Source organism: Pseudomonadota bacterium, assembly GCA_039815145.1.
Taxonomy (GTDB): Bacteria; Pseudomonadota; Gammaproteobacteria; order Steroidobacterales; family JBCBZW01; genus JBCBZW01.
The window spans coordinates 29,149-50,842 of the sequence record JBCBZW010000022.1 but is presented as its reverse complement, the minus strand read 5'-3'; the positions used below and the strand labels follow the sequence as shown (position 1 = coordinate 50,842).

General features: G+C 65.9%; 20 protein-coding genes. 4 read left to right on the top strand and 16 right to left on the bottom strand.

Annotated features, from left to right (window positions below; genetic code table 11):
• Nucleotides 1-9 precede the first annotated feature (9 nt).
• Genes AAF184_08455 through AAF184_08445 form a run of 3 tightly spaced genes read right to left on the bottom strand, consistent with a single transcriptional unit; the run spans nucleotide 10 to nucleotide 2,439 of the window.
• Nucleotides 10-576, bottom strand: a complete 567-nt coding sequence (locus AAF184_08455; protein ID MEO0422351.1) for a DUF447 domain-containing protein — start codon at nucleotides 574-576, stop codon at nucleotides 10-12.
• The gene (locus AAF184_08450) at nucleotides 576-2,030 is read right to left on the bottom strand and encodes a DUF6513 domain-containing protein (GenBank protein MEO0422350.1); all 1,455 of its coding nucleotides are present in this window, start codon (nucleotides 2,028-2,030) and stop codon (nucleotides 576-578) included. Before AAF184_08450 ends, AAF184_08455 begins: the two co-directional genes overlap by 1 nt.
• A gap of 31 nt (nucleotides 2,031-2,061) precedes the next feature.
• A complete protein-coding gene (locus AAF184_08445; protein ID MEO0422349.1) occupies nucleotides 2,062-2,439 on the bottom strand; it encodes a 4a-hydroxytetrahydrobiopterin dehydratase in 378 nt (125 codons plus the stop codon).
• A gap of 151 nt (nucleotides 2,440-2,590) precedes the next feature.
• Here AAF184_08445 and AAF184_08440 point away from each other — a divergent pair, with 151 nt between their 5' ends.
• Nucleotides 2,591-3,469, top strand: a complete 879-nt coding sequence (locus tag AAF184_08440; protein MEO0422348.1) for a dihydrofolate reductase family protein — start codon at nucleotides 2,591-2,593, stop codon at nucleotides 3,467-3,469.
• Between the two features lie 58 nt (nucleotides 3,470-3,527).
• On the opposite strand, the gene fae is transcribed toward AAF184_08440, so the two are convergent.
• The 7 genes from fae to pabB form a co-directional block, all read right to left on the bottom strand.
• A complete protein-coding gene (gene fae / locus AAF184_08435; protein MEO0422347.1) occupies nucleotides 3,528-4,040 on the bottom strand; it encodes a formaldehyde-activating enzyme in 513 nt (170 codons plus the stop codon).
• Nucleotides 4,041-4,139: 99 nt separating this feature from the next.
• A complete protein-coding gene (locus AAF184_08430) occupies nucleotides 4,140-5,060 on the bottom strand; it encodes a triphosphoribosyl-dephospho-CoA synthase (protein MEO0422346.1) in 921 nt (306 codons plus the stop codon).
• 10 nt (nucleotides 5,061-5,070) lie between these two features.
• Nucleotides 5,071-6,051, bottom strand: coding sequence for a methenyltetrahydromethanopterin cyclohydrolase (gene mch / locus AAF184_08425; protein ID MEO0422345.1), 981 nt, complete (start codon nucleotides 6,049-6,051; stop codon nucleotides 5,071-5,073).
• The gene (locus tag AAF184_08420) at nucleotides 6,048-6,938 is read right to left on the bottom strand and encodes an NAD(P)-dependent methylenetetrahydromethanopterin dehydrogenase (protein ID MEO0422344.1); all 891 of its coding nucleotides are present in this window, start codon (nucleotides 6,936-6,938) and stop codon (nucleotides 6,048-6,050) included. Before AAF184_08420 ends, mch begins: the two co-directional genes overlap by 4 nt.
• A 34-nt stretch (nucleotides 6,939-6,972) precedes the next feature.
• Nucleotides 6,973-8,055 carry a beta-ribofuranosylaminobenzene 5'-phosphate synthase family protein gene (locus tag AAF184_08415; GenBank protein ID MEO0422343.1) on the bottom strand — a complete coding sequence of 361 codons (1,083 nt, stop codon included), beginning with the start codon at nucleotides 8,053-8,055 and terminating at the stop codon, nucleotides 6,973-6,975.
• 11 nt (nucleotides 8,056-8,066) lie between these two features.
• Nucleotides 8,067-8,963 (bottom strand): formylmethanofuran--tetrahydromethanopterin N-formyltransferase, encoded by an 897-nt coding sequence (locus AAF184_08410; GenBank protein MEO0422342.1) that lies wholly within the window; start codon nucleotides 8,961-8,963, stop codon nucleotides 8,067-8,069.
• 100 nt (nucleotides 8,964-9,063) lie between these two features.
• Entirely contained in the window at nucleotides 9,064-10,440 is a 1,377-nt protein-coding gene (gene pabB / locus AAF184_08405) for an aminodeoxychorismate synthase component I (GenBank protein ID MEO0422341.1), read from the bottom strand.
• A 200-nt stretch (nucleotides 10,441-10,640) separates the two neighbouring features.
• Between pabB and hutG the strand changes: the two genes are divergently transcribed.
• Nucleotides 10,641-11,459 carry an N-formylglutamate deformylase gene (hutG, locus tag AAF184_08400; GenBank protein ID MEO0422340.1) on the top strand — a complete coding sequence of 273 codons (819 nt, stop codon included), beginning with the start codon at nucleotides 10,641-10,643 and terminating at the stop codon, nucleotides 11,457-11,459.
• Nucleotides 11,460-11,478: 19 nt separating this feature from the next.
• Here hutG and AAF184_08395 read toward each other — a convergent pair whose 3' ends face one another.
• Nucleotides 11,479-12,501 (bottom strand): nucleotidyltransferase domain-containing protein, encoded by a 1,023-nt coding sequence (locus AAF184_08395; protein MEO0422339.1) that lies wholly within the window; start codon nucleotides 12,499-12,501, stop codon nucleotides 11,479-11,481.
• A 111-nt stretch (nucleotides 12,502-12,612) separates the two neighbouring features.
• Between AAF184_08395 and AAF184_08390 the strand changes: the two genes are divergently transcribed.
• Together AAF184_08390 and AAF184_08385 are read left to right on the top strand one after the other, a co-directional pair.
• Nucleotides 12,613-12,975, top strand: a complete 363-nt coding sequence (locus tag AAF184_08390) for a hypothetical protein (protein MEO0422338.1) — start codon at nucleotides 12,613-12,615, stop codon at nucleotides 12,973-12,975.
• Between the two features lie 170 nt (nucleotides 12,976-13,145).
• Nucleotides 13,146-13,634: a YcgN family cysteine cluster protein gene (locus tag AAF184_08385; GenBank protein MEO0422337.1), complete on the top strand. Its 489-nt coding sequence runs from the start codon at nucleotides 13,146-13,148 to the stop codon at nucleotides 13,632-13,634.
• A 64-nt stretch (nucleotides 13,635-13,698) separates the two neighbouring features.
• Here AAF184_08385 and AAF184_08380 read toward each other — a convergent pair whose 3' ends face one another.
• From AAF184_08380 to AAF184_08360, 5 genes are all read right to left on the bottom strand, one after another.
• Nucleotides 13,699-14,880 carry an aminotransferase class V-fold PLP-dependent enzyme gene (locus tag AAF184_08380; GenBank protein ID MEO0422336.1) on the bottom strand — a complete coding sequence of 394 codons (1,182 nt, stop codon included), beginning with the start codon at nucleotides 14,878-14,880 and terminating at the stop codon, nucleotides 13,699-13,701.
• A 26-nt stretch (nucleotides 14,881-14,906) separates the two neighbouring features.
• Nucleotides 14,907-16,157, bottom strand: a complete 1,251-nt coding sequence (gene glyA / locus AAF184_08375) for a serine hydroxymethyltransferase (protein ID MEO0422335.1) — start codon at nucleotides 16,155-16,157, stop codon at nucleotides 14,907-14,909.
• A gap of 78 nt (nucleotides 16,158-16,235) precedes the next feature.
• Nucleotides 16,236-17,909 carry a formate--tetrahydrofolate ligase gene (locus AAF184_08370; protein MEO0422334.1) on the bottom strand — a complete coding sequence of 558 codons (1,674 nt, stop codon included), beginning with the start codon at nucleotides 17,907-17,909 and terminating at the stop codon, nucleotides 16,236-16,238.
• Between the two features lie 15 nt (nucleotides 17,910-17,924).
• Nucleotides 17,925-20,711 carry a phosphoenolpyruvate carboxylase gene (locus AAF184_08365; GenBank protein ID MEO0422333.1) on the bottom strand — a complete coding sequence of 929 codons (2,787 nt, stop codon included), beginning with the start codon at nucleotides 20,709-20,711 and terminating at the stop codon, nucleotides 17,925-17,927.
• Between the two features lies 1 nt (nucleotide 20,712).
• The gene (locus AAF184_08360) at nucleotides 20,713-21,684 is read right to left on the bottom strand and encodes a D-glycerate dehydrogenase (protein ID MEO0422332.1); all 972 of its coding nucleotides are present in this window, start codon (nucleotides 21,682-21,684) and stop codon (nucleotides 20,713-20,715) included.
• Nucleotides 21,685-21,694: the final 10 nt, after the last annotated feature.

Below are 21,694 nucleotides of genomic sequence, written 5' to 3'. Positions count from 1 at the left end.
CGCCTGCGGCTAGGTGGCCGGTGTCGCTTGCAGGTGCGCGTCGATCGCGTCCATCACCCAGGTCCACGCTTCCAACTCGCGCGGGCCCGCGGTTTTGTCGATCGCGATACGCAGGTATGCCACCTCGTTGGTGATCTTCTCCTGCGGCAACATGGAGAGGCGACTGGCCAGGATCGCTCCCTCCACCACCGCCGCCTGCGCGCGGTTGAAGCCCGCGAAGGGCGCATGGGTGTGGGCAGCCGTTTGGCGACACCAGATGCGGGGCCGCTGGTCGTCCGGCTCCACCTCATCGACGCTCAGCTCACGGTGCACCAGCGCGCAAGCCAGGCGCACCCGGCCGTCGCCGACGTCCTCCGTCGGCCATTCCCGCTGACGCTTGGTGACGCAGCCGGCGAATACGCGTACGTCATCGATGAGATTGATCACCGCGCGTTCCGTCTCGAGCAGGTTGTCGAGGGTGGTGGAAGGACGGAACGGCGCCAGGAGCAATCGGCCATCCGCTTCGCGTACGCCCATGGGGGCGATGTGGACCTTCCCTGTGGGAGCGACGGTGGTCACCACCGTCTCAGTAATCATCACGTCGATTCGCCTTTTTGTTGTGTTGCCTGTCGTCTCGCAACCTGCGCCTTCTCACGTCGCGCCTTCAGAGTCGGGCCCGGTTCGCGATAGCCCGTTGCGGGATCCACGGGCGCCGCCTGCGCCGGGGCGCGCAGGGCTCCCCACTCGAGTTCGTTATCCTGCAGATAGCGCTTGCCCAGCTGCCAGGCGATCTGCGCCCTGGCTAGCTCCACCCCTAGGTAGAAGGCGTGGCTCGCATCGTCCTCCACCCCGAGCCCGGAATAGAACGCGAAGGGATCCTGCGCTTGCTGGTGGCCATCGCGATTGTAGGCGTGAATGCCCTCCTCGCTCACCTGGATCCGGTAGTTGAGATCTCGGATCTGCGCCGCGATGTCAGCGATCTCTGCGCTGGAGTGGGTGAAGGGCTTCTTCTCATGGTGGGTCATGAGATCACCGCTGTAGCCGCGAGGAAGCCGTTGATCCGCCTTCGCCGCAAACATCATGCGTCTAGCCACGTCCGCTTCGCGCACGGCGCTGCGCGCGTGGCGACTCACCTCGGTGGTGAGCACGGCGCCGACGTCGAGCTCGGAGATGATGCCGAACAGCACCGCGTTGATGCCCGTGGTGTCGGCATCCGTAAGCTCCGTCACGTTGCCCACCCCCAGCATGATCGGCGCCTCGGGCAGGCGCTCGCGCAGCGTCTGGTAGCGCACGATGGACTCGGTAAAGCCGAAGTGGATCGGATCGAGGATCGCATCGGCGAAGTAGTCGCGACCTCGCGCTTCCATGGCCTCGACGGCCTCGTACAGGCTGTCGAGATCGCCGTGCTGTTCCGGGATGAGGATCGGCGTGCTGGCCACCTCGTCCACCAGATGCAAGGTGCTCAGCTTGAGACTCAGGAGATAGTCAGCGCCGGCGCGCCCGGCGCGACGCAGCTCATCCACCTCCAGCGAATCCACGCTCACGCGCAGGTCAGCGTCGTGCAGCGCCGCGATGCAGTCCTCTAGATGGGGGAACGCTCGCCCCGGCAGGCAACCGATATCGATGACGTCGGCACCGTCCCGCCGGTAGCGCAGCGCTCGCTCCACCACAGCTTCCACGGGCACGTCTGGCGCATCGACGATCTCAGCGAAGACCAGCACCGAGTGGCGGGTGAGGTCTACTTCCCGCCCTCGCCCACCGAAAAATTCCGGTAGGTCTTTGAGGTCCTTAGGCCCGCGTTCGAGTGGGATGCCGGCATTGGCGCTAACCGCCTCGAGATCGCCACCGCACAGGCCGGGCACGAGGATGCGGTCGAAGCCCGCCACATCGTCCAACCGCCGATCTATCATCTGGGCCGTCATCAGCGCGGCCACCTTGAGCCCTAGGTCGCGCACTTCGTAGTCGAACTTGCGCTGCTCGAGGGCTTCGAGCTCTCGCTCCAGGCTGTCCTTGGCAAGACGCCCGGTCAGGAAGAGTATGCGCTCGCCCATGGCGCTCGTGGCCCGTCCGCCCGAGGTTCGCTCAGTCGTACTTCACGTAGCGAACGCGGGCATCGTCCTTCGGCGTGCCCTCGAGCGCACTCTCACTGTCTTCGCCCGGTTGCCACTGGATCACATCCTCCATCCGTGCCGCCAGTTCGAAGTCCTTGTCGGTGATGCCCCCCGCCGCGTGGTTCTGCAGCTTCACCAACACGAAGGCGTAGGAGACCGTAAGATCGGGGTGATGCCAGGCGGCTTCGGCCAGGTGCCCCACCGTGTTCACCACCATCAGCGTGGCCTTCCATCCGTGGGTTCGGTACTTGCGGCGAATCCACCCGTCCTCGTAGTACCACTGGGGCAGGTGGGCCTGCAGATGGGCGTTGATCTGATCTTCGCTGTAGGTCTTCTCGTCGTTTGCCACGGTGTGATCTCCCTGCGATGGCGGTGAGTGCGTGCGCGCCGATCGGCAAGCCGAGCGCGCCTCGCCACTCCCGGGCGCGTACAAGCGGCCGCGAGCGAGGCCAGAGTGTAGACTATCGTGGCATCGCTGCCCCACCACGCAAAATGCTGTCATGACCCTGGGTGCCGACCCTAGCCACACGCGCGATCCTCACCTGCTGGCGCTGTTCCCGACGACGTCGGATCCGGCGGCGCCGATGTCCGTGCGCGGACGCTATTTGGATCCCGAGTCGGGGGTACTGCAGGAAGCCGCCGACAGTGCGCCTGAGCGGCCCCTGATCTACGCGAATTTCGTGACCAGCCTGGACGGCCGGATCGCCCTCGGTGACACGGAAGAGGGGTCCCATGTACCGCGGGCGCTCACCACCCGTGCGGACTGGCGTTTGTTTCAGGAGTTGCAGGCCCATGCCGACTGCTTCATCACGCACGGCGCCTACCTGCGTGCGCTGGCGGCCGGTCGCCTCAGCGACATCTTGCAGGTGGGACTGCGCCAAGACAGTGCGGATCTACTGGCTTGGCGCCACGGCCGCGGCCTGACCCGGCAACCCGCCGTCGTCATCGCGAGCCGCTCGCTGGACTTCGTGCTGCCAGACTCCCTTGGCCAACACGACCAATCGGTGGTCGTGGTGACCTCGAGTGATGCCCCCGAAGCGCGCGTGCGACACCTGCGCGAGGAGAGTGGCGTGAACGTCATGGTGGCCGACACCCCTGGACCGGTTGGTGCCAGCTTGCTGGTGGAGGCCGTGCGGGCCCTGGGTTGCAGCCGCGCTTACCTCGAGGCCGGGCCGACCGTGCTCGGCGCCATGCTGCGCGAGCGCTATCTCGGTCGCCTGTACCTGACCTTAGGTCATCGTTTGTTGGGCGGAGATGCGTTTCACACGCTGGTGAACGGCGCACCGCTGCAAGGGTGTGGGGAGCTCAGTTTGGAGCAGCTCTACTTGCTGACGGGTGAGAACGGGCAGTTCTTCGCCCGCTTTCGGCCGAGGCCCTAGAACCAGGGCAGCGGCCGACCGGGTGCCAGGTGGCACCCGGCGGCAGTCAACGATTCCCTTAGGAAACGTTGGCAGCGAACGGGTGCTCAGCGTTCTTCTGAGCAACCACTTCCTTCGCCGAAGGCTCACCTGCGATAGCACGCTTCAGCGAGAGCTTGGTGGCTTCGTAGTTCCACTGCTCGATCTTCGCATCGTCGGTGGCTTCCCAGTGGATGAACACACCCACGCACACGTAGAGGTCATCAGCCTCATCAGCGGGAATCGTGCCGTCTTCCACGCACTCGACCACAGCCTTGGCAACGCCACGCTGGGCGGGGCCGAACATCTGCACCGCCTGGCTGGAACGCTTCATGGTCACCTTGTTGAACATCAGGGTGTTGGGCTTAGCCGGCACGTTCGGTGCGACCACGGCCAACAGGCTGGTGAAGCCGTCCTTGTTGTTGGTCAGCGAGTTGCAGAATGCGGTCTCGGCAGCGGAGCCGCGCGGGCCCACGATCAGGTCGATGTGTGCCACTTCGTTGGTGTCGCCCACCAGGGCCTCACCCACCATTACTCCCGTCACTTTCGCCATTAGATTACTCCTTGAGCTAGATAATCGGGCTGGGCCCTCTCATGCCCTGCCCCGTCGAGACCCTCGGTGCTCAGCCGCTCAGCGGCCGCCCCTTGAGTGTCAAGTCGATGGACGCCCTGACGAGGGCACCACGCCCGCTAGCCTCGAGACCAGCAGGGTGGCGACCGTCAGGTCGGCCGTGGTTCCTGGATTGACTCCCCTCGCTTTCAGCCGCGCGTCGAACTCGCGCAACATCGCCAGCGCCGCGGCCCCCTCCCCCTGTCGTCGCAGTGACTCTCGTACTGAACGCGCTTCCTTCTGAACGGATGCCGCTTCATCTGCGCCGAACTTGCGCCGAATATGCGTGTCGGGTATCCACGCGAGCAATCCCAAGTATAGCGCAACCACCTGCCATTTTCGGGAGGTGTATTGCTCCGCGGATGCCTGCAGAGCCGGCACCCCGAGTTCGAAAACATCGACGTAGTCGTGGCTGTACTGGCGGGCGATGCGATCCTCGGCGGAGGCGCTTTCCATCACCTCGCGCAAGGGCGCCATGGCCGGCTCGTGCACGTCGTGTTGGCGTGCATCGCCCAATCCTGCAGGGGCAGCCGTGCGGATCGCCTCGAAAACGCCCTGCGTATCGCTGACGTCGAGTTGGCGCAGCACCGTGCGCACGCCGTCACGAAGCGGCGCCCCCCCGCCCGTCTGCTGCGCTGCCATGAGCAGCGGCGCGGCGAGCAGGACGATCCCGAGGTTCGTGTTGCACCCGGCGACGGCCCAGGAGCCGCGCACGGCGCCCAGCACGCGAGCGCCCAGACCACGCTGGGCATCGCACAGGGCCGGCGCACTGGCCTCAGCGCTGCGCGCGAAGTCGAGGGCGGTCATGCCGTGACCCGGCGAGTAGATGCTGACGTTGCCGGGTTTCGGTGCGCGCAGCTCATCCAGACAGGCCAACAGGTAGGCGCGCTGGAGGGGATCCACCGCCGCCGCAGCCCGGGCGGCACTATCGTCGAGCAGCTGTGCACCTGCGGTCATCGCCATGTCGCGTACGTCAGCCTCCGAAGGACCGATCGAGGAGTGCCTCGTCGAGGGCTCCCGCGTGGAAAGTACGTCCACTCTCCACCGCCGTCACCGCCACGCGGGCCGGGCTGAAGAGCATGCCATCGACCTTGAAGAAGTCGTACTCGTAGGCCTTGAACACCTCGGCGAACGGCTTGCCGTAGTCTCGCGAGGTGCCGCTGGGCAGTGCTCTCGCCAGCTGCTCGGCGGCCTCGTCGGCGCCGGTGACGAACAGGTGCACCTGGCCGCCGAACAGGATCGTATCGTTGGTGCGGCCCATGGCGGCCAAGCCGTTTCGAATCGGGGGCGGCAGCGGCGTAGTGCCCAACCCTTCGACCACGTTCTCGAGGCGAAAACCGAGTTCGTGCGCCTTGTGCAAGGCCACCTCGACCACCCGCGCGGCGATCTGCACCACGCCAGCGAGGCTGCCCGTGGGCGTCAGCACGAAGGTCAATGCCCCGGATTCCACACCGCAGTCGCTCGCCACCTTGTCGACCAAGGCTGCAGGCGGCGCCTTGTCGGTCTCGAGTACGAGCACCGCTTGGTCACCAGCATCGGCGTAGGCCAGTTCCTCAAAGAGCGCTTCCTTGCGCGCCAGGGCCCGTGCTGGCCCTGAACCAAGGGCATGGAAGCGCTGTCCGTCGCCCTCCTCCTTGTGCGCCAGGGACCAGCCCGCGTACTGGCTGCCCAGACAGCTGATCACCGGTTGGCTCGTGCGCACCTGCACCTGCCAGGGCCACTGGGAGAAGCTCGCGATGCTCTGCAGAGACACGTGGCCGAGGCCGCCCATGCAGATCTCGCCGATCAGGCGCCCCGCCTCGAGGCTGCCCGGGTGATCGATGCCCGCATCCACCACCGTGGCGCCTGCCAGCGTCGAGACACCCACCCGCAGCGCTTCGGCCTCGCCGATCAGGCGCGCGACCAAGGGCGCGGCGAGCGCGTTGATCCGCAAGTTGCGCGACGAATCGTTCACAGCAGTTCCCGTGCGCGGCGGAACGCGTCAGGGAAATCCAGGACCACGGACTGTTCTGCCTGCTGCATGTACTTCAGCAGATCCGACTGCACCTTGTACTTGATGTCACCCACCGCCAGCGCCCCGATGCCGACGGCGCCCCCGGCCAGGGCCACGTCCGCATCGCGCGGGCCGATGCCCTCGATGCCGCTCGGCGGCACGGCGTTCACATCCACCGCCACCTTCATGTGCTTGGCCTCCGCCAACATGTCGGCGGTGATGATGCGAATACCCGCCTTGGCGGCGGCAATTACCACCTCTGCCGATTCCAGGGCGCTGCGTTTGCCGTCGTCGGACTGGGCTGACACCCAGGGGATGTTGACGCCGTAGCGTTCGAAGAAGCCCGTCGCCGCGGCTTCACGCTCGGGCTTTGCCGGCGTCAGGCGGGCAAGCATGGGTTTACCGCCCTCTTGGGCAACCAGCACGGCGGCACACATACCGACGGGGCCACCGCCGAAGACCACCGTGTTGCGTCCCTCGAAGCCGCGACCGTCGCGTTTGATCAGCTCGGCCTCCGCCATGGCGATCATCGCCGCGGCCGTGCTGTAGGCCCCGTTCGGGTCCGCAAAGACGGATACCTCGAACGGCGGCACCATGGCGCCACGGGTTTGCTTGAGCATCTCGGCCGCTTCGTTCACGTCCCAGCCACCGATGAAGATGCCGGTCTCACGGAAGCGCTTGGGGGGACGGGAGAAGATGGCGTCCTGCACCATCGCCACCACCCTGTCCGTACCAATCCCCGTGTACGGCACGATGACTTCGAAGCCTGCGTCAACGGCCATGTTGACGTCGAAGGGACTCACGTTATCGCCCGGGACGAGCATGTGAAGAATGCGCGGTATTGCCATTGTCGCTTTCCTTGAGACGTAATCGATTGTGAATTCAGTGGTCGGCGCTGGCGGCCAGCGTATCGCTGGCCGTGCCATCGCCTGACACGATGGGCTGCAGTCTCGCGGGCGTGTTTCGCGGCGTCGCAATGGTGAACTGCAGGCCACTCCCGGGGCGCCGCCGCGCCTCGAGTTGGGTGATCAGATGTTGTGCCTGGGCGTGGTCGGCGCAGAATCCGAAGCCGGTTGGCCCCCACGAGCTCTGGCCGACGCCGTGAATCTCGCGTGCGCGCATCCAGGCCAGCGCCTCGGTAACCGCAGGGCTCGCGAAGCGTCCGCCTTGCGCCGGGGCGAAGTGATCACCTACGCGTTCCTGTAGCTCGGTGATCGCCTCCCCGAAGGTGCGCAGATTAGCCTCCGCGAGGGCGGGCAGCATGCCCATGAGCACCAGCGTCGCATGTTCGTGTACCCCGGGCGGCGAGCGCTGCGCAAGCTCGCGAAAGGCGGTGCGTTCGCGCTCCCCCGATAGCCCCCGGAAGGCTTGATCGAACACCAACACCACCCGCCACGCGGACGGCACCTCGGCGCGGGCGATGATCGGTGGCGGCTCCACCGTGCCTTCGCTCGCCGCCTTTCCACCATCGACGAGGAAGCCACCTTGTTCGAAGGCACCCACGCCGATGCCCGATCGACCGCCTCGATCGAGCAGGCTCGCGGTGCGTGCGGCCGAAAGCGGTCGGCCGGCCTGGGCAGCCAGGGCGGCCCCCAGCGCCAGCGCGAGCTGCGTGCCCGAGCCGAGGCCGGCGTGGGCCGGCATGGCCTCGACCACCTCGACACTCACCCGATGCGCCATGCTGAGGTGATCGAGCAAGGCCCGCGCGTAGCGAGTAGCACGCGGTGCCTCAGCGCCGCTCACCTGCAGGCTATCGCCGGCGCTCACCAAAACGCGGGTATGGGGCTGGTCCAGCGCCATCCCCACACTGCCGAAGCGACGCCCCGCGGCGGTGCCGGCGGGATCGATGAACCCCATATGCAAGCGAGCAGGCGCCAGCACCTCTACCGCCCCCAAGGGCTTCGGTACTGGCACCGTCGTGGGGGTGCCAAGGCTGCCCCACGTGCCTGGTGGTCGATTTCCCACCGAGCCGCTCCTCAGTCGAACAGGCTGTGCAGTTGAATCTTGCCCTTGCCGAGCTTGCCGCCGTAGTTGGCGGTGTGAATCTCCTTCACGCCCGCGACGGTGGTCGCCGCCTCGATACCCACGCGCATGCCCTCACGCACCTGGGCCTCGCGAGGTGCACTCACGATGATCTCGTAGATGCACTTCACGCCCTCGGGCACGTAGCTGTCCTCCACGTCGATCAGCGGGCAGTAGTGGTGGTTGGTGGTCGCCACCATGTCCTTGTAGTTCTTCGCGCCCACCTTCGAGCCGCTGGCAGCGCACTTGACCACCACTTCGTCGATGGCGGAGACCGCTTCCATAGACTTCTCCGCCGACTCGAGGCAGTTCTCGATGGAGTCGGCCAGGATCAGGAACATGCCGCCGGTGACCGCTTCGGTGATGCCGAAGGTGCGCTCGACGTGCAGGAACCCATCCATGCGCGGCACCCGGTACACGGTGCGCCCGTGATGTTCGATCTCCTGCTCGTAGCCGTCGCCGAACTTCTGGATCACCGTACCTTCGAGATCGAGGGTCTCCTCGGCGTACTCCTTGGGCATGGCATCGAACACGCTCGTCTGCGGGTTGGGCACCGCCCCCTTGCGGATGCGCAGGGCCAGGCACTTGGTCAGGTGCTCCAGCTTGCGGTCCATCACCTGGATGATGAAGCCGGGGCGTCCGTCGGGCGTGTCCTCAGGGCTGACCTCGCGCTCGAGGGTGGCTTCGCAGGGCGGTGCGGTGGCCGAACGCCCAAGGCCCTTGGTCTCCATGGCCGCTTCGTAGGCCCACTTGCGGTTGATGCTGGTGACCAGGATGCGGGCATCGCGAGCGGCGAAGGTTTCCGAGTAATCATCCTGGATGGGGATACCGTTGATCTTCAGTTCGGCCATGAGGTGTGCTCCAGATAAGGAAAGATTTGTAGTGCGTTCTCAGGTTGGACGAGCGCGGCGACATACCGACATCGGTGGTGCGCGCTGGCCCTCGACATGCTTAGGAGATCAGGTCCGCCGCTTGCTCGCGACGCATCAGCGCGAGCATGCCCGAGGCCTTGTCGAAGCTCTCCTGATACTCCGCATCCATCGCGGAGTCCGCCACGATGCCGCCGCCGGCCCACGCGTGCAGCATGCCGCCGTGCCAGGCCATCGTGCGGATGGCGATGTTCGTATCCATGCTGCCGTCGACGCCCAGGTAGCCGATGGCCCCGCAGTAGACGCTGCGTCGGTGGGGTTCCAAGGTCTCGATGATCTCCATGGCACGGATCTTCGGCGCGCCGGTGATCGATCCTCCGGGGAAGCAGTGGCGCAGCAATTCGATGGCGTCCGCCCCCTCTTCGAGTTCGCCGGTTACCGTGCTCACTAGGTGGTGCACCCGCTCGAAGCTCTCGAGTTTCCACAGCTCCGGCACGCGCACGCTCCCGGGTCGGCAGACCTTGCCCAGATCGTTGCGCAGCAGATCGACGATCATGACGTTTTCGGCCCGATCCTTCTCGCTCTGGTAAAGCTCTTGGGCCATGGCGCGGTCGGCCTCGGCGCCCAGCTGGCGGGGGCGCGTGCCCTTGATCGGTCGGGTCTCGACCACGCCGCGGCGCACCTTAAGGAATCGTTCGGGTGATGAGGAGAGTACGGCACCGTCCGGCAAGCGCATGAAGCTCGAGAAGGGGGCGGGGGTGACCTCGCGCAGTTGTCGATACGCGGCCCAGGCATCTCCTGCGACCGGCGCCGAGAAGCGCTGGGCGAAGTTGACCTGGTAGCAATCCCCCGCGCGGATGTGCGCTTTGATGCGGGCGAAGGCGCCGGCGTAGTCCTGCCGCGACAAGTTCGCCACGCATTCGCCGATCAGCTGGTAGCCCGCTGCGGCCACCCGCTCCGAGCCACCCCAAGAGACGCCGCCTGTGACCAGGGCGTGTACTCGCTCCCACCAGGCGCTGTCCTGCGCCTGCGCGGCCACCAGGTGCGTGCGCCGTTCGCGATGGTCGACCACCACGGCCCAGTCGTACACGCCAACGGCCATGTCCGGCAGGTCGACGTCGCGCTCGGCGATCGCTGGCAAGCGCTCGAAGCGCCTGCCGAGGTCGTACCCGAAGTAGCCCAGGGCGCCGCCGCAGAACGGCAGCTCTGGCACCGGTGCCTGGCGTGGCCCCAGGCGCTCCCGGAGCAGGTCTAAGGGATCCGTATCGCTCAGCTGAAGATCGTCGCCTTCGCGCACGGCGGTGACGCCCCCGCGGGTGCACAAGGTAGCGCGCGGCCGAGCGGCAAGAATATCGAATCGCCCCAGGGGTGCCCGTGGCACGCAGCTGTCGAGGAAGACGAACCACGGCTGCGCCGACAGGTGCTGGAACTGGCGTGCCGAGTCCGCAGCGTAGGGCAACTCGATGACACGCTGGGATGCTGATGCTGACAGGACGCTTACTCTCCGCCGTTCCCACCGAATCGCGGGGCGGGAGGCGCCTCGCTGGGCGGACAAGTGTAGCGCATTCGTGACCCGAGTCCGACAGCGTGCGTCATCACGATTGCTGCGGGAACGGCCTATAATTCTTGGGTTTCAAGCCACCCTAGGAGTGCCCATCCGTGGATCCCATCATCGACCTGGACGAAGGCGACTCGCCGATCATCTTGAGTGCCCCGCACGTGGGCACCCAAGTGCCAGAGCCCATCCTGGCTCGGCTCTCCGAGCGCGGCCGAGCCCTGGACGACACGGATTGGCACGTCCACCAGCTCTACGCGGGTTTGCTCCCCGGCGCGACGACGATCTCCGCCCGCTACTCGCGCTACGTGGTCGACCTGAACCGCTCCCCGGATGGCGGTTCGCTCTACCCCGGCCAGAACACCACCGGCACCTGTCCCGTGACGGATTTCGATGGCGAATCGCTGTATCTGGACGGCCAGGCACCGGACGAGGATGAGGTGGCCGAGCGCGTCGCTATCTACCACCGCCCCTACCACGAGGCGATCCTCACCCAGATCGAGCGTCTGAAGGCGCGCCATGGGGCGGTGCTGCTCTACGACTGCCACTCGATTCGCTCGGTGATCCCCTACCTGTTCGAGGGCCAGCTGCCCGTGCTCAACATCGGCACCAATCAGGGCGCCACCTGCCATGCGGACCTGGAGGCGCTCACCGTGGAGGGTTGCCGTGCGGCTGAGGCGGGCGGTTACAACTGGGTACTGAACGGGCGCTTCAAGGGCGGCTGGACCACCCGCCACTACGGCCAGCCGCAGACGGGCGTACACGCGATCCAGATGGAGACCGCGCAACGGGCGTATCTGCACGAAACGCCGCCCTGGGATTACGCGCCGGCGCTGGCGGATCAACTCCGGCCGTACCTGAGCTCGATGCTGGCCTCGCTCGAGGCGCGCGTACTGGAGCTGGGCGGTCGCGGGGGCGCGTGAGAAGGCACGGCACTGCGGCCTAGAGCAGCAGTGCGTGGAAGAACCAGCTGGCCCAGTGCCCACGCTGGGTCAGGAAGAAATCGTTGACGTCGCGGGCGAGGTCTTCGAGGGCGCTGTCGAGCGCCGGCGGCAACCACACGCCGAGCGTCGTCGTCTCGGCGCTCGCGAGCCTCTCGCGATCAACGGGATCACCCTCCCCCACCAAGGCGCGCCGGGAGGACGCTGCGCTGACGGCGCCGTGGGCCTCCGCGTAGTGCTCAGCGACGGCGATTGCCAACGCCGGTCGTGACGGCGCCATCACCTGCAGCAGGCGATCAAGCGGCGAGAGGTCGAGGCGATCCTCGACGTAGGCGATAGGGTCTTCGCGAACACTGCTCTCGCCCACCAGGGCCAACAGCCCGGCCACGGTGACCAGGCGCGATGAGCGCAGCTTGACCATCCGCAGGCGCCAGCTGTCCTCATCGCTGTGGGTGAAATCGTAGGTTTGATAGGCCACGTAGCTGCGCCGGTAACGCACCAGCTCAGAGGCCAGTAGGGCGAGCGGCGCGGACGTACCCTGGCCGAGGGTGAACCAGCGCAACACCTCGCTCCTGAGGGCTCGATAGCGCGCTGGCTGAGTCAGCGGTTGCGTGTCGAGGAGGCACTGAAGCCGCTTGCCGTAGACGTGTGGAGACTCGTCTAATTTGCCCAGCCCCCGCGGATCGAGCAGTTCTGCGCGACGCACCACTCGGCGAAAAAAACCTCCCGCGCGTGGGGCTCGCAAGCCCGTGTCCTCGATGGCCTGTAGCACGCGAGCCATCGCCGGCGCCGACTCGTGCTCGTCGACCGCATCGCCGCCCACCACCACGCAATCGACATCGGAACCAGGTCCCGCCTCACCGCGGGCGAGGGATCCGGCGACGGCCACGCACTCGAACGCGTCGAGGCCAACGGCATCCTGCGCCAGCAACGAGCGAAGTTGCGCGAGTCGCGCCTCACTCCACGCGCGGCTTTGCCGAAGCGATTCGGGCAGGGACGTCGGGCTCGCGAGGGGTTCGCTCATGGCGTGGTCGTCGTACCGATCAACGCTCCGGGTAGCGTGGCGCTTTTCGATATCACGGACGGCAGATACACTTGAGCTCAGTGGCAGTTAACGCACGGGGAGTGCAAGGGAATGAACTCAAGGATACCGGAAGACTCGGTGCTCAAGCGCCATCACGTCGCCAGCCAGCTGGGTGACATCCTGGCCAGCATGCCGCAGCGCCCGAGTGATTCAGTGCTTCGTCGCCATTTCGATTGCTCCGTGCAGCAAGCGCTCAGCGCCGCAGTGGGTAGCGATGCCGCGGCGCTTCTGCTCGGTGGCGGCGGATCCGCGTCTGTCGCCAGCAGTGCTCCGGCGAGCGCGCCCGCGGCGAGCCCTGCCCCCGCACCGGCGGCCGCCCCGGCAGCCAGCTCGGCGAGTGCTGGCGAGGCCGAAGCGGCCAAGGGTGGTGGCGGCGGCTTCTTCGGCTGGTTGAAGCGACTCTTCGGCGGCTGACCCCCACCCCTGACTCCCACGAGGGCGCGAGACTTGGCGGCGGTCGTGGCCAGCCCCGACCGCCGAACCGCGCCCCGCCCTCTACCGACGCGCCCCGCCGGCACCTGAAACAGCCCCCAGCAGGCATCGCCGTCACGGATTCGACCGGCAAAGCCCGCTACACTCCCGCCATGGCAGATCGCAGCGACAAGCCCGGCACCGCACCTAATGACGGCGACGACCGCCCGTTCTGGGAACGCAAGACACTGAAGCAGATGTCGAAGCGGGAGTGGGAATCACTCTGCGACGGTTGTGCCCGCTGCTGCGTGTTCCGCCTGGAAGATGAGCGGACCGGAGAGCGCATCGGCACCAACGTGTGCTGCGATCTCCTGGACACCGACAGCTGCCGCTGCACCGACTACCCTCGCCGCTCGATCCGCCAACCCCAGTGCATCACCCTGACCGCGTCGATGCTGACCAGGGACGCGAGCTGGTTGCCGGGCTCGTGCGCCTATCGGCGGATCGCCGAGGGTGACGGGTTGGAGTGGTGGCACCCGCTGGTGTCGGGAACACCGCAAACGGTGATCGACGCCGGGATTACCGTGCGTGGCCGGGTCATTCACGAAAATGAGGCGGGTGATCTCGAACACCACCTGGTGGATGGCTGGCTGACCGACTGAGCCGCCACCCGCGAGGGGGCGCGCCGGCCGCTGCCGCCGGCGCCCCACTCGCTGAGCGAAATCGCTAGCGTTCGTTCTCCAGCCAGTAGCTCGTGGCCGCTGCCACACCGCTCCCAGGCGTCACGTCGGCGCCGAATTCACGCAGAATCATCTCGGCACCGCTGATCGCGCCGCAGAGCATCAGTTCGTTGAGATCGCCGAGGTGACCGATGCGGAAGGCCTTGCCGGCAAGCTGGGAGAGGCCGGCGCCGAGGGCCAGGTTGTAGTGCGTGGCGGCCCGCTGCACCACCTTGGCACCGTCGATGTTCTCGGGCACCAGTATGGTCGTGACCGTGTCCGACTCCCAACGCGTCGCCTTGGCACAGATCTTGTAGCCCCAGCCCTGGCGCACCGCGGCGCGAACGCCCTCGGCGAGACGATGGTGCCGGGCGTAGACGTTCTCCAGGCCCTCCTCGAGCAGACGATCCAACGCGACTCGCAGACCCCGCAGCATGGGCATGGACGGCGTGTAGGGGAAGTAGCCCCCCGGGTTGGTCGCCAGCATGTCGTTCCAGTCGAAGAAGCAGCGGACGAGCTTGGCGTTCTCGCGGGCAGCAAGGGCCTTCGGGCTAACGGCGATGATCGCAAGCCCCGCCGGCAGCATGAAGCCCTTCTGCGAGCCGCTTACGGCCACGTCGACGCCCCATTCGTCCATGCGGAAATCGATACTGCCGATCGAGCTGACGCCGTCGACGAACAGCAGCGCCGGGTGCTTGGCCTCGTCCATCACCTTGCGCACGGGGGCGACGTCGCTGGTGACCCCGGTGGCGGTCTCGTTGTGGGTCATGAGCACGGCCTTGATGTCATGGCCGGTGTCATCGCGGAGGATCTGGGCGAAGGTCTCCTCGGGCACGCCGGTGCCCCACTCGGCGTCCACCTCGATCACGTCGAGGCCGAGCCGTTGAGCCATGTCGATCCACAGGTGACTGAACTGCCCGTAGCGCGCGATCAACACCTTGTCGCCCGGCGACAGGGTGTTCTGCAAGGCGGATTCCCAACCGCCCGTGCCTGACGCGGGGAAGACGATGACGGTCCCCTCGGTGGTCTTGAAGACCTGCTTGAGGTCCTCCATCAGGGGCTTGGTGAAGGACGGCAGCAGCGGCGAGCGATGGTCCTCCATGTCCGCGTGGATGGCGCGCATAACCTCGGGCGGCACATTGGTGGGGCCGGGGACGAAGAGGTGGTGCTTTCCGGTGAGCATGGTCATGATCGATCAGTTCTCCTGCCGAGATATCAACGATAGACGGGGAAGCGGGAGCACAGCTCGACCACCTCATTCTTGACGCGCGTGAGCGTGGCTTCGCTCTCGATGTCTTCCAACACGTCAGCGATCCAGTTCGCCACCTGCATCACTTCCTTTTCCTTGAAGCCGCGCGTGGTGATGGCCGGTGAGCCGATGCGAACGCCCGAGGTCACGAAGGGTGATTGCGGATCGTTCGGCACCGTGTTCTTGTTCACTGTGATGTTGGCTCGCCCTAGCGCGGCGTCCGCGGCCTTGCCCGTCAGGCCCTTGTCCACGAGGTCGAGCAAGAACAGGTGGTTTTGTGTACCACCGGAAACCACCTTGAAGCCGCGACCGATCATGGTCTCCGCCATGGTCTGGGCGTTCTTCAAGACCTGAGTCTGGTAGTCCTTAAAGCCTGGCTCCAAGGCCTCCTTGAAGGCCACGGCCTTGGCCGCGATCACGTGCATCAGGGGCCCGCCCTGGATACCGGGGAAGATCAGGCTGTTGTACTTCTTGGTGAGCTCATCGTTTTTGCGCGCCACGATGAGACCGCCGCGAGGGCCGCGCAGTGTCTTGTGGGTGGTCGTCGTCACCGCGTCGGCGTGAGGCACGGGGTTGGGGTAGTGGCCACTCGCGACGAGACCTGAGACGTGCGCCATGTCGACCACGAGGTAAGCGCCCACCTTGTCGGCGATCTCGCGGAAGCGGCCCCACTCGATGATTCCCGAGTACGCAGAAAAGCCACCGATGATCATCTTCGGCTTCTGCTCGACGGCGATCTCCTCGATGACATCGAAGTCGAGGCGGCCATCGGAGTCCACACCGTACTGGGTGGCATCGTAGATCTTGCCGGAGAAGTTCGGTTTGGCGCCGTGGGTCAGGTGCCCGCCGTGGTCGAGGCTCATACCCATGATCTTGTCGTGGGGCTGAAGCAGGGCCATGAAGACGGCGGCGTTGGCCTGAGAACCGGAGTGGGGCTGCACGTTTGCGTAGTCGGCGCCGTACAGTTCTTTGGCCCGATCGATCGCCAGCTGCTCCGCCACGTCGACGTACTCACAACCGCCGTAGTAGCGCTTGCCCGGGTAGCCCTCGGCGTACTTGTTGGTGAGGACGGATCCCTGCGCCTGCATCACCCGGGGGCTCGTGTAGTTCTCAGATGCAATCAGCTCGATGTGTTCTTCCTGACGAGTCACCTCGTGGCTCATCGCCTCCCACAGGGCCGGATCGAACTGCTCGATGGAGTCGGTCTTGTTAAACACTCCACTAACCTCCAGTAATCAATAGCGCAAGTCGATTCGCGAGGTGCTGTCCGCCTCTCGAATCAGCTTCATAAAAAATCAGAACAAGCCGCTGATGCTGCCGTTCTCGTCGATGTCGATTCGCTCGGCAGCTGGGGCCTTGGGCAGCCCGGGCATGGTCATGATGCTGCCACAGATCGCCACGATGAATCCTGCCCCGTTCGCTAGCCGCACATCCCTGACGTGAACCGTATGTCCGGACGGCGCTCCGCGCAGACCGGGGTCGGTGGAGAAGCTCATCTGCGTCTTGGCCATGCACACCGGATAATCCGGATACAGGGCTGACCATTCCGCAAGCTTGGCCTTCACCTTCGGGTCGGCGCTGATATCCGACGCCCCGTAAACGCGCGTGGCGACTGCTTCGATCTTCTCCCACAGAGACGCATCGTCGGGGTACACGTACTGGTGGGTCCCCGGGCGTTCGTCCAGGATCCCGGCGATCTTTGTGGCGAGGTCTTCGGCGCCCGCGCCACCGTCAGCCCAGTGCCGCGCCACCACCACCTCGACCCCGAGCTTCTCGCAGCGGGCCTTCACCGCCGCTATCTCCGCGTCCGTATCGAAGGTGAAGTGATTGATGCCGACAACGCAAGGAAGCCCGTAACGTTCCGTGATGTTGCTCACGTGTCGTTCGAGATTGGAGAGGCCCTCCTCCAGCGCCGCCAGGTTTTCCGTGTTGAGCTCCGCCTTGTCCACACCGCCGTGGAACTTCAGCGCACGCACCGTGGCCACCAGCACCACCGCCGCCGGCTTCAGTCCCGCCTTGCGGCACTTGATGTCGATGAACTTCTCGGCACCGAGATCCGCGCCGAAACCGGCCTCGGTGACGACGTAGTCGGCCAGCTTGAGGGCGGTCTTGGTCGCCATGACCGTGTTGCAGCCGTGGGCGATGTTCGCGAAGGGGCCACCGTGGATGAACGCCAGGTTGTTCTCCAGGGTCTGCACCACGTTCGGCTTGATGGCGTCCTTGAGCAGGGCCGCCATGGCACCGTGCGCATTCAGGTCCTGGGCGTAGACCGGGGTCGTGCGGTCACGCTTGTAGCCGACGATGATGCGCCCGAGACGCTCCTTGAGATCCGCCAGGCCATCGGCGAGGCACAGTATGGCCATCACTTCCGAGGCCACGACGATGTCGTAGCCGTCTTCGCGCGGGAAGCCGTTTGGCGTGCCGCCGAGGCCGACGGTTATCTGGCGCAGGGCGCGGTCGTTCATGTCGACCACGCGCTTCCATTGAATGAGCCTGGGATCCAGCTCCAGCGCGTTGCCGTGATTGATGTGGTTGTCAATCATTGCCGAGAGCAGGTTGTGGGCCGCGCCGATCGCATGGAAGTCGCCGGTGAAGTGCAGATTGATGTCTTCCATCGGCACCACCTGAGCGTAACCACCGCCGGCGGCACCACCCTTCACGCCGAAGCACGGCCCGAGCGATGGTTCGCGCAGGCAGACCACGGTCTTGCGGCCGATGCGGTTCAGCGCATCGCCGAGGCCCACGGTGGTGGTGGTCTTGCCCTCGCCCGCCGGTGTGGGACTGATGGCCGTGACCAGGATCAACTTGCCATCGGGCTTGTCGGCCAAGGCGCCGATGTGCTCCAGGGAGAGCTTGGCCTTGTAGTGGCCGTAGGGGTCCAGATGAGTAGCTTCGATCCCGAGCCGCTCTCCGGCCAGCTCGATGATCGGGCGCATCTTGGCTTTGCGTGCGATTTCGATATCAGACATGACGTTGACTCCCCTCTATCCGGTCCAGCCCAAAGCGGTCGCAATACAGTTGATCGACAGCAGCAGTGGTACGAGCTCCTCCAGACGCTGCTCGCCGTTGCTCGAACTGCCTCGGAACTCTTTGATAAGCGAGATCTGCTCGTACCCGATTTGCTTGATCGCCTCCGAGCGTCGCGACAGCTTGCGGCGGAAGCGCGGGAAGCGGGAGGCGAGCGCCTCGCTATTGGAGATCGCTTGCACGTGGCGCACGGTCAGCTCGTACTCGGAGGTGATCATGCCGAAGATCTCCGAGCGCACCTGCTCGTCGGGCACCAGACGCGAGTAGCCCTCGGCGATCTCCAGATCCACCTGCAGCAACGTCTTCTCCACCTCGTCGATGACTAGGCGGAACAGGCGTGACTGGGCGAACATCCTGCGTAAGGTGGTGCGCGCCTCCTCACCGCCCCGCTCGCGAATGAAGGCCTCTATGCCACTGCCGAAACCGTACCAGCCCGGCACGATGTGTCGATTCTGGGTCCACGCGAACACCCAGGGGATGGCGCGTAGATCGGACAAGGACGTAGCCCCGAAGCGCCGTGCAGGACGCGAGCCCATGTTGAGCAAGCTCAGCTCCTCGACGGGGCTGGCGGCGGCGTAGTACTGCACCAAGCCTGGGTGCTCGATGAGGCGACGATAGGCCTGGTAGCAGAACTCCGAGAGGCTATCCATCGCCGCATTAAGCTCATCGTTGGGCTTTAGGGCTGACTCGTGCTCGGACTTCACCGTGTGCTCGAGCACGCTCTCGGCGAGTAGCTCCATGTTGTAGAGCGCCGTGCCCTTGTTGGCGAACTTGAAGGAGACGACCTCGCCTTGCTCCGTCAGGCGTAAGCGTCCACCCACCGAGCCTGCCGGCTGGGCCGCGATCGCACGCCCCGTCGGCGCGCCGCCGCGGCCCACGGAGCCTCCACGGCCGTGGAAGAACGCGACCGGGATGCCGTGGCGTTCGCCGAGGGCAGTGAGCCGCTGCTGGGCGATGTGCAGTTCCCAGCTGGAGGTGAAGTAGCCGCCGTCCTTGTTCGAATCGGAGTACCCGATCATGCACTCGTGGTAGCCACCGCTGTACCGGGTCGTGCGCCGCACGTACGGCACCTCCAGCAGCGCGTTCATGATGTCGGGCGCGTTGCGCAGATCGCCGATGGTCTCGAACAGTGGGACCACCTGCAGGGGGCAGTACTCGCCCTCCTCATCACGCGCCACGAGTCCGGCGAGCTTGGCCGTGACGTAGACACCGAGCACGTCCTCCGCACTCTCGGTCATGCTGAGCACGATCGCACCGAGTGCGTTCTCGTCCAGGCTCGGGCCGAGGTCACGCAGGGTGCGCAGCAGTCGGAAGAACTCCTGTGATGCCGGGGGCAGATCGTTGAAGGTGATCTCGTAGGGGCGTTCGCGATCGAGTTCGCTCAGCAGCCAGTCCCGCCACTCGGGGGAATCCAGTGCCGGGCGCTTGTCTTCGGAGCTCCCGGTGATGCGCAGCCAGATGTCCTGCAGGGCCTGGCGCGTCACGGTGGTGTTCTGGCGCACATCGAGGCTGACCGTCTTGAACCGGAACACTTCTACCTCCCGGCGCAGGGCACGGGCCGCCCCGCGGGCAAGGCCTACGGACCCGCCTCGCGCCAGGGTGTGCTCCATGATCTGCAGGTCATCGATAAGCTCGTCTGCCGAGTAGTACGCGTAGGTGCCCGCCAGCGGGGCCGCGTGTTGCTCGGCGGCGGCCAGGGTGTTGGCCAGCTTGTGCTGCATACACACGGCGAATTGGCGGAATACCTCATTGGGGTTGCGGGTCGCGATCTCCTCGCCCTCCCCGCTCGCCTCGAGCAGGCCGTCCAGCCGCGTGCGGAACTCGGGGCTGAGTTCGAAGGCGTACTCGGCGATGCTGAGCCGGCGACAGAGGGTCTGCAGCTGTTCCGAGTAGCGTCGCAGGCTCTCCAAGCGGCAGGAGAACAAGGTTTCCTGGGTGGTGTCGGCGGTCACGAAGGGGTTCCCGTCGCGATCACCACCGATCCAGGATCCGAAATCGAAGAAGGCCGGAACGATGATGTTCGCTCCCGGATACGCTTCCTCAATGGCCTGTTCGAGCTTGTCGAACATCTCCGGAGTACGCGCGAACAACGCGTCGCGGAAGAAGTGCAGGCCCCAAGCGACCTCTTGCGCTACGGTGGGTTTCTGCATCCGCAGTTCCCCCGTGAGCCACAGCAGGTCGATCTCCTCCTCGAGGTCGGCGTGCAGGTTGTCCCGCTCGCGCCGCGTCCAGCGTGGCGACTCCAGTTCCATCAGCAGCAGGTAGATGCGACGGTGGATCTCCAGCACGGTGACCCGCTTGGCCTCCGTGGGATGCGCCGTAAGCGTTGGCCGCACCCGAGCTTCGTTGAGCACCTGTTGCAGGCGTTGGGCGGAGTACCCTTGCTCCCGCGCGTCGCGCAGCATCTGGGCGAAGCTGCCCGCCACCTCCGCGGCGCCGCGCTCCATCTCGATCATGCGCCGGCGGCGCATGCCCGCGTTTTCCTCCGCAATGCTGAGCAGCTGAAACCAGATTCCCTGCGCCTGCAGGATCGCCAGGATCAGCGTGCGATCCGAGGGCGGCGTGGCGCTGCCGTCGCGCAGGTAGACTTCGATGCGCGGCTCGCGCCGCTGGATCACCTTATGGAAGGACTGACTGAGCAGTTCGACCGCCTCGTTCGCGTAGTGCGCCACGCGATCGGCGATTGAACTCGGCGTGCCCTCCAAGAGCACCTCTGGACCTGAGTCACCGGTGGTTTCACTCATGTCAGGCCACCCGGTCGCGCGGCGGCTTGCCGGCGAAGAAGGCCCGGAGGTTGTCCACCACGCGCATGCCCATGGCTTCGCGCGTCTCCAGGGTGGCGCTGCCGAGATGAGGCAGAAGCACCACGTTGTCCATGCTCAGCAACGCCTCGGTAACCGTGGGCTCCTTCTCGTAGACATCGAGGCCCGCCCCGGCGATCACCCCATCGCGCAGAGCTGCCGTCAGCGCGGCCTCGTCCACCACATCGCCGCGGGCGGTGTTGATCAGGTAGGCGCCGGGCTTCATCAAGGCGAGCTTCTCGGAATTGATGATGCCGGTGTTGGCGCCACCGCCCGGCATGTGCAGGGAGACGAAATCGGCGCTCGCCATCACCTCGTCGATGGAATCACAGCGAATCGCCCCGTAGGCATTGGCAACCTCGTCGGCCGGCGGGTAGGGATCGAAGTAGCGGATCTGCATGCCGAAGCCGAAATGGGCCTTGTGCGCCATGGCCCGGGCGATGCGGCCGAAGCCCACCAGCCCGAGCACTTTGCCCGTAACCTTGGTGCCCATCATGTGGGTGGGTCGCCAACCGGTCCACGCCTTGGTGCGCACGTGGCGCTCGCCCTCGCCTGCACGTCGGGCCGCCATCAGCATCAAGGTCATGGCCGTGTCGGCGGTGCAATCCGTGAGCACTTCGGGGGTGTTCGTCACCACCAGGTCACGGGCCTTGGCGGCCTCGAGATCGATGTGATTGAAGCCGACGCCGTAGTTGCCGATGACCTTGGCCCGCAGCGTGGGAGGGCTCATCACCGCCTCGGTGATCTTGTCCGAGACGGTCGGGCACACCGCGTCCGCCTCGGCGAAGGCAGCCTGCAGTTGCTCCGCCGTCATCGGCGTGTCGGACTCGTTGAGCACCAGCTCGTACTCATCCGCGAGGGTGCGCTCGACCGCTTCCGGCCAGCGCCTGGTGACGATCACCTTGGCCTTAGTCATAGCTTGCCCC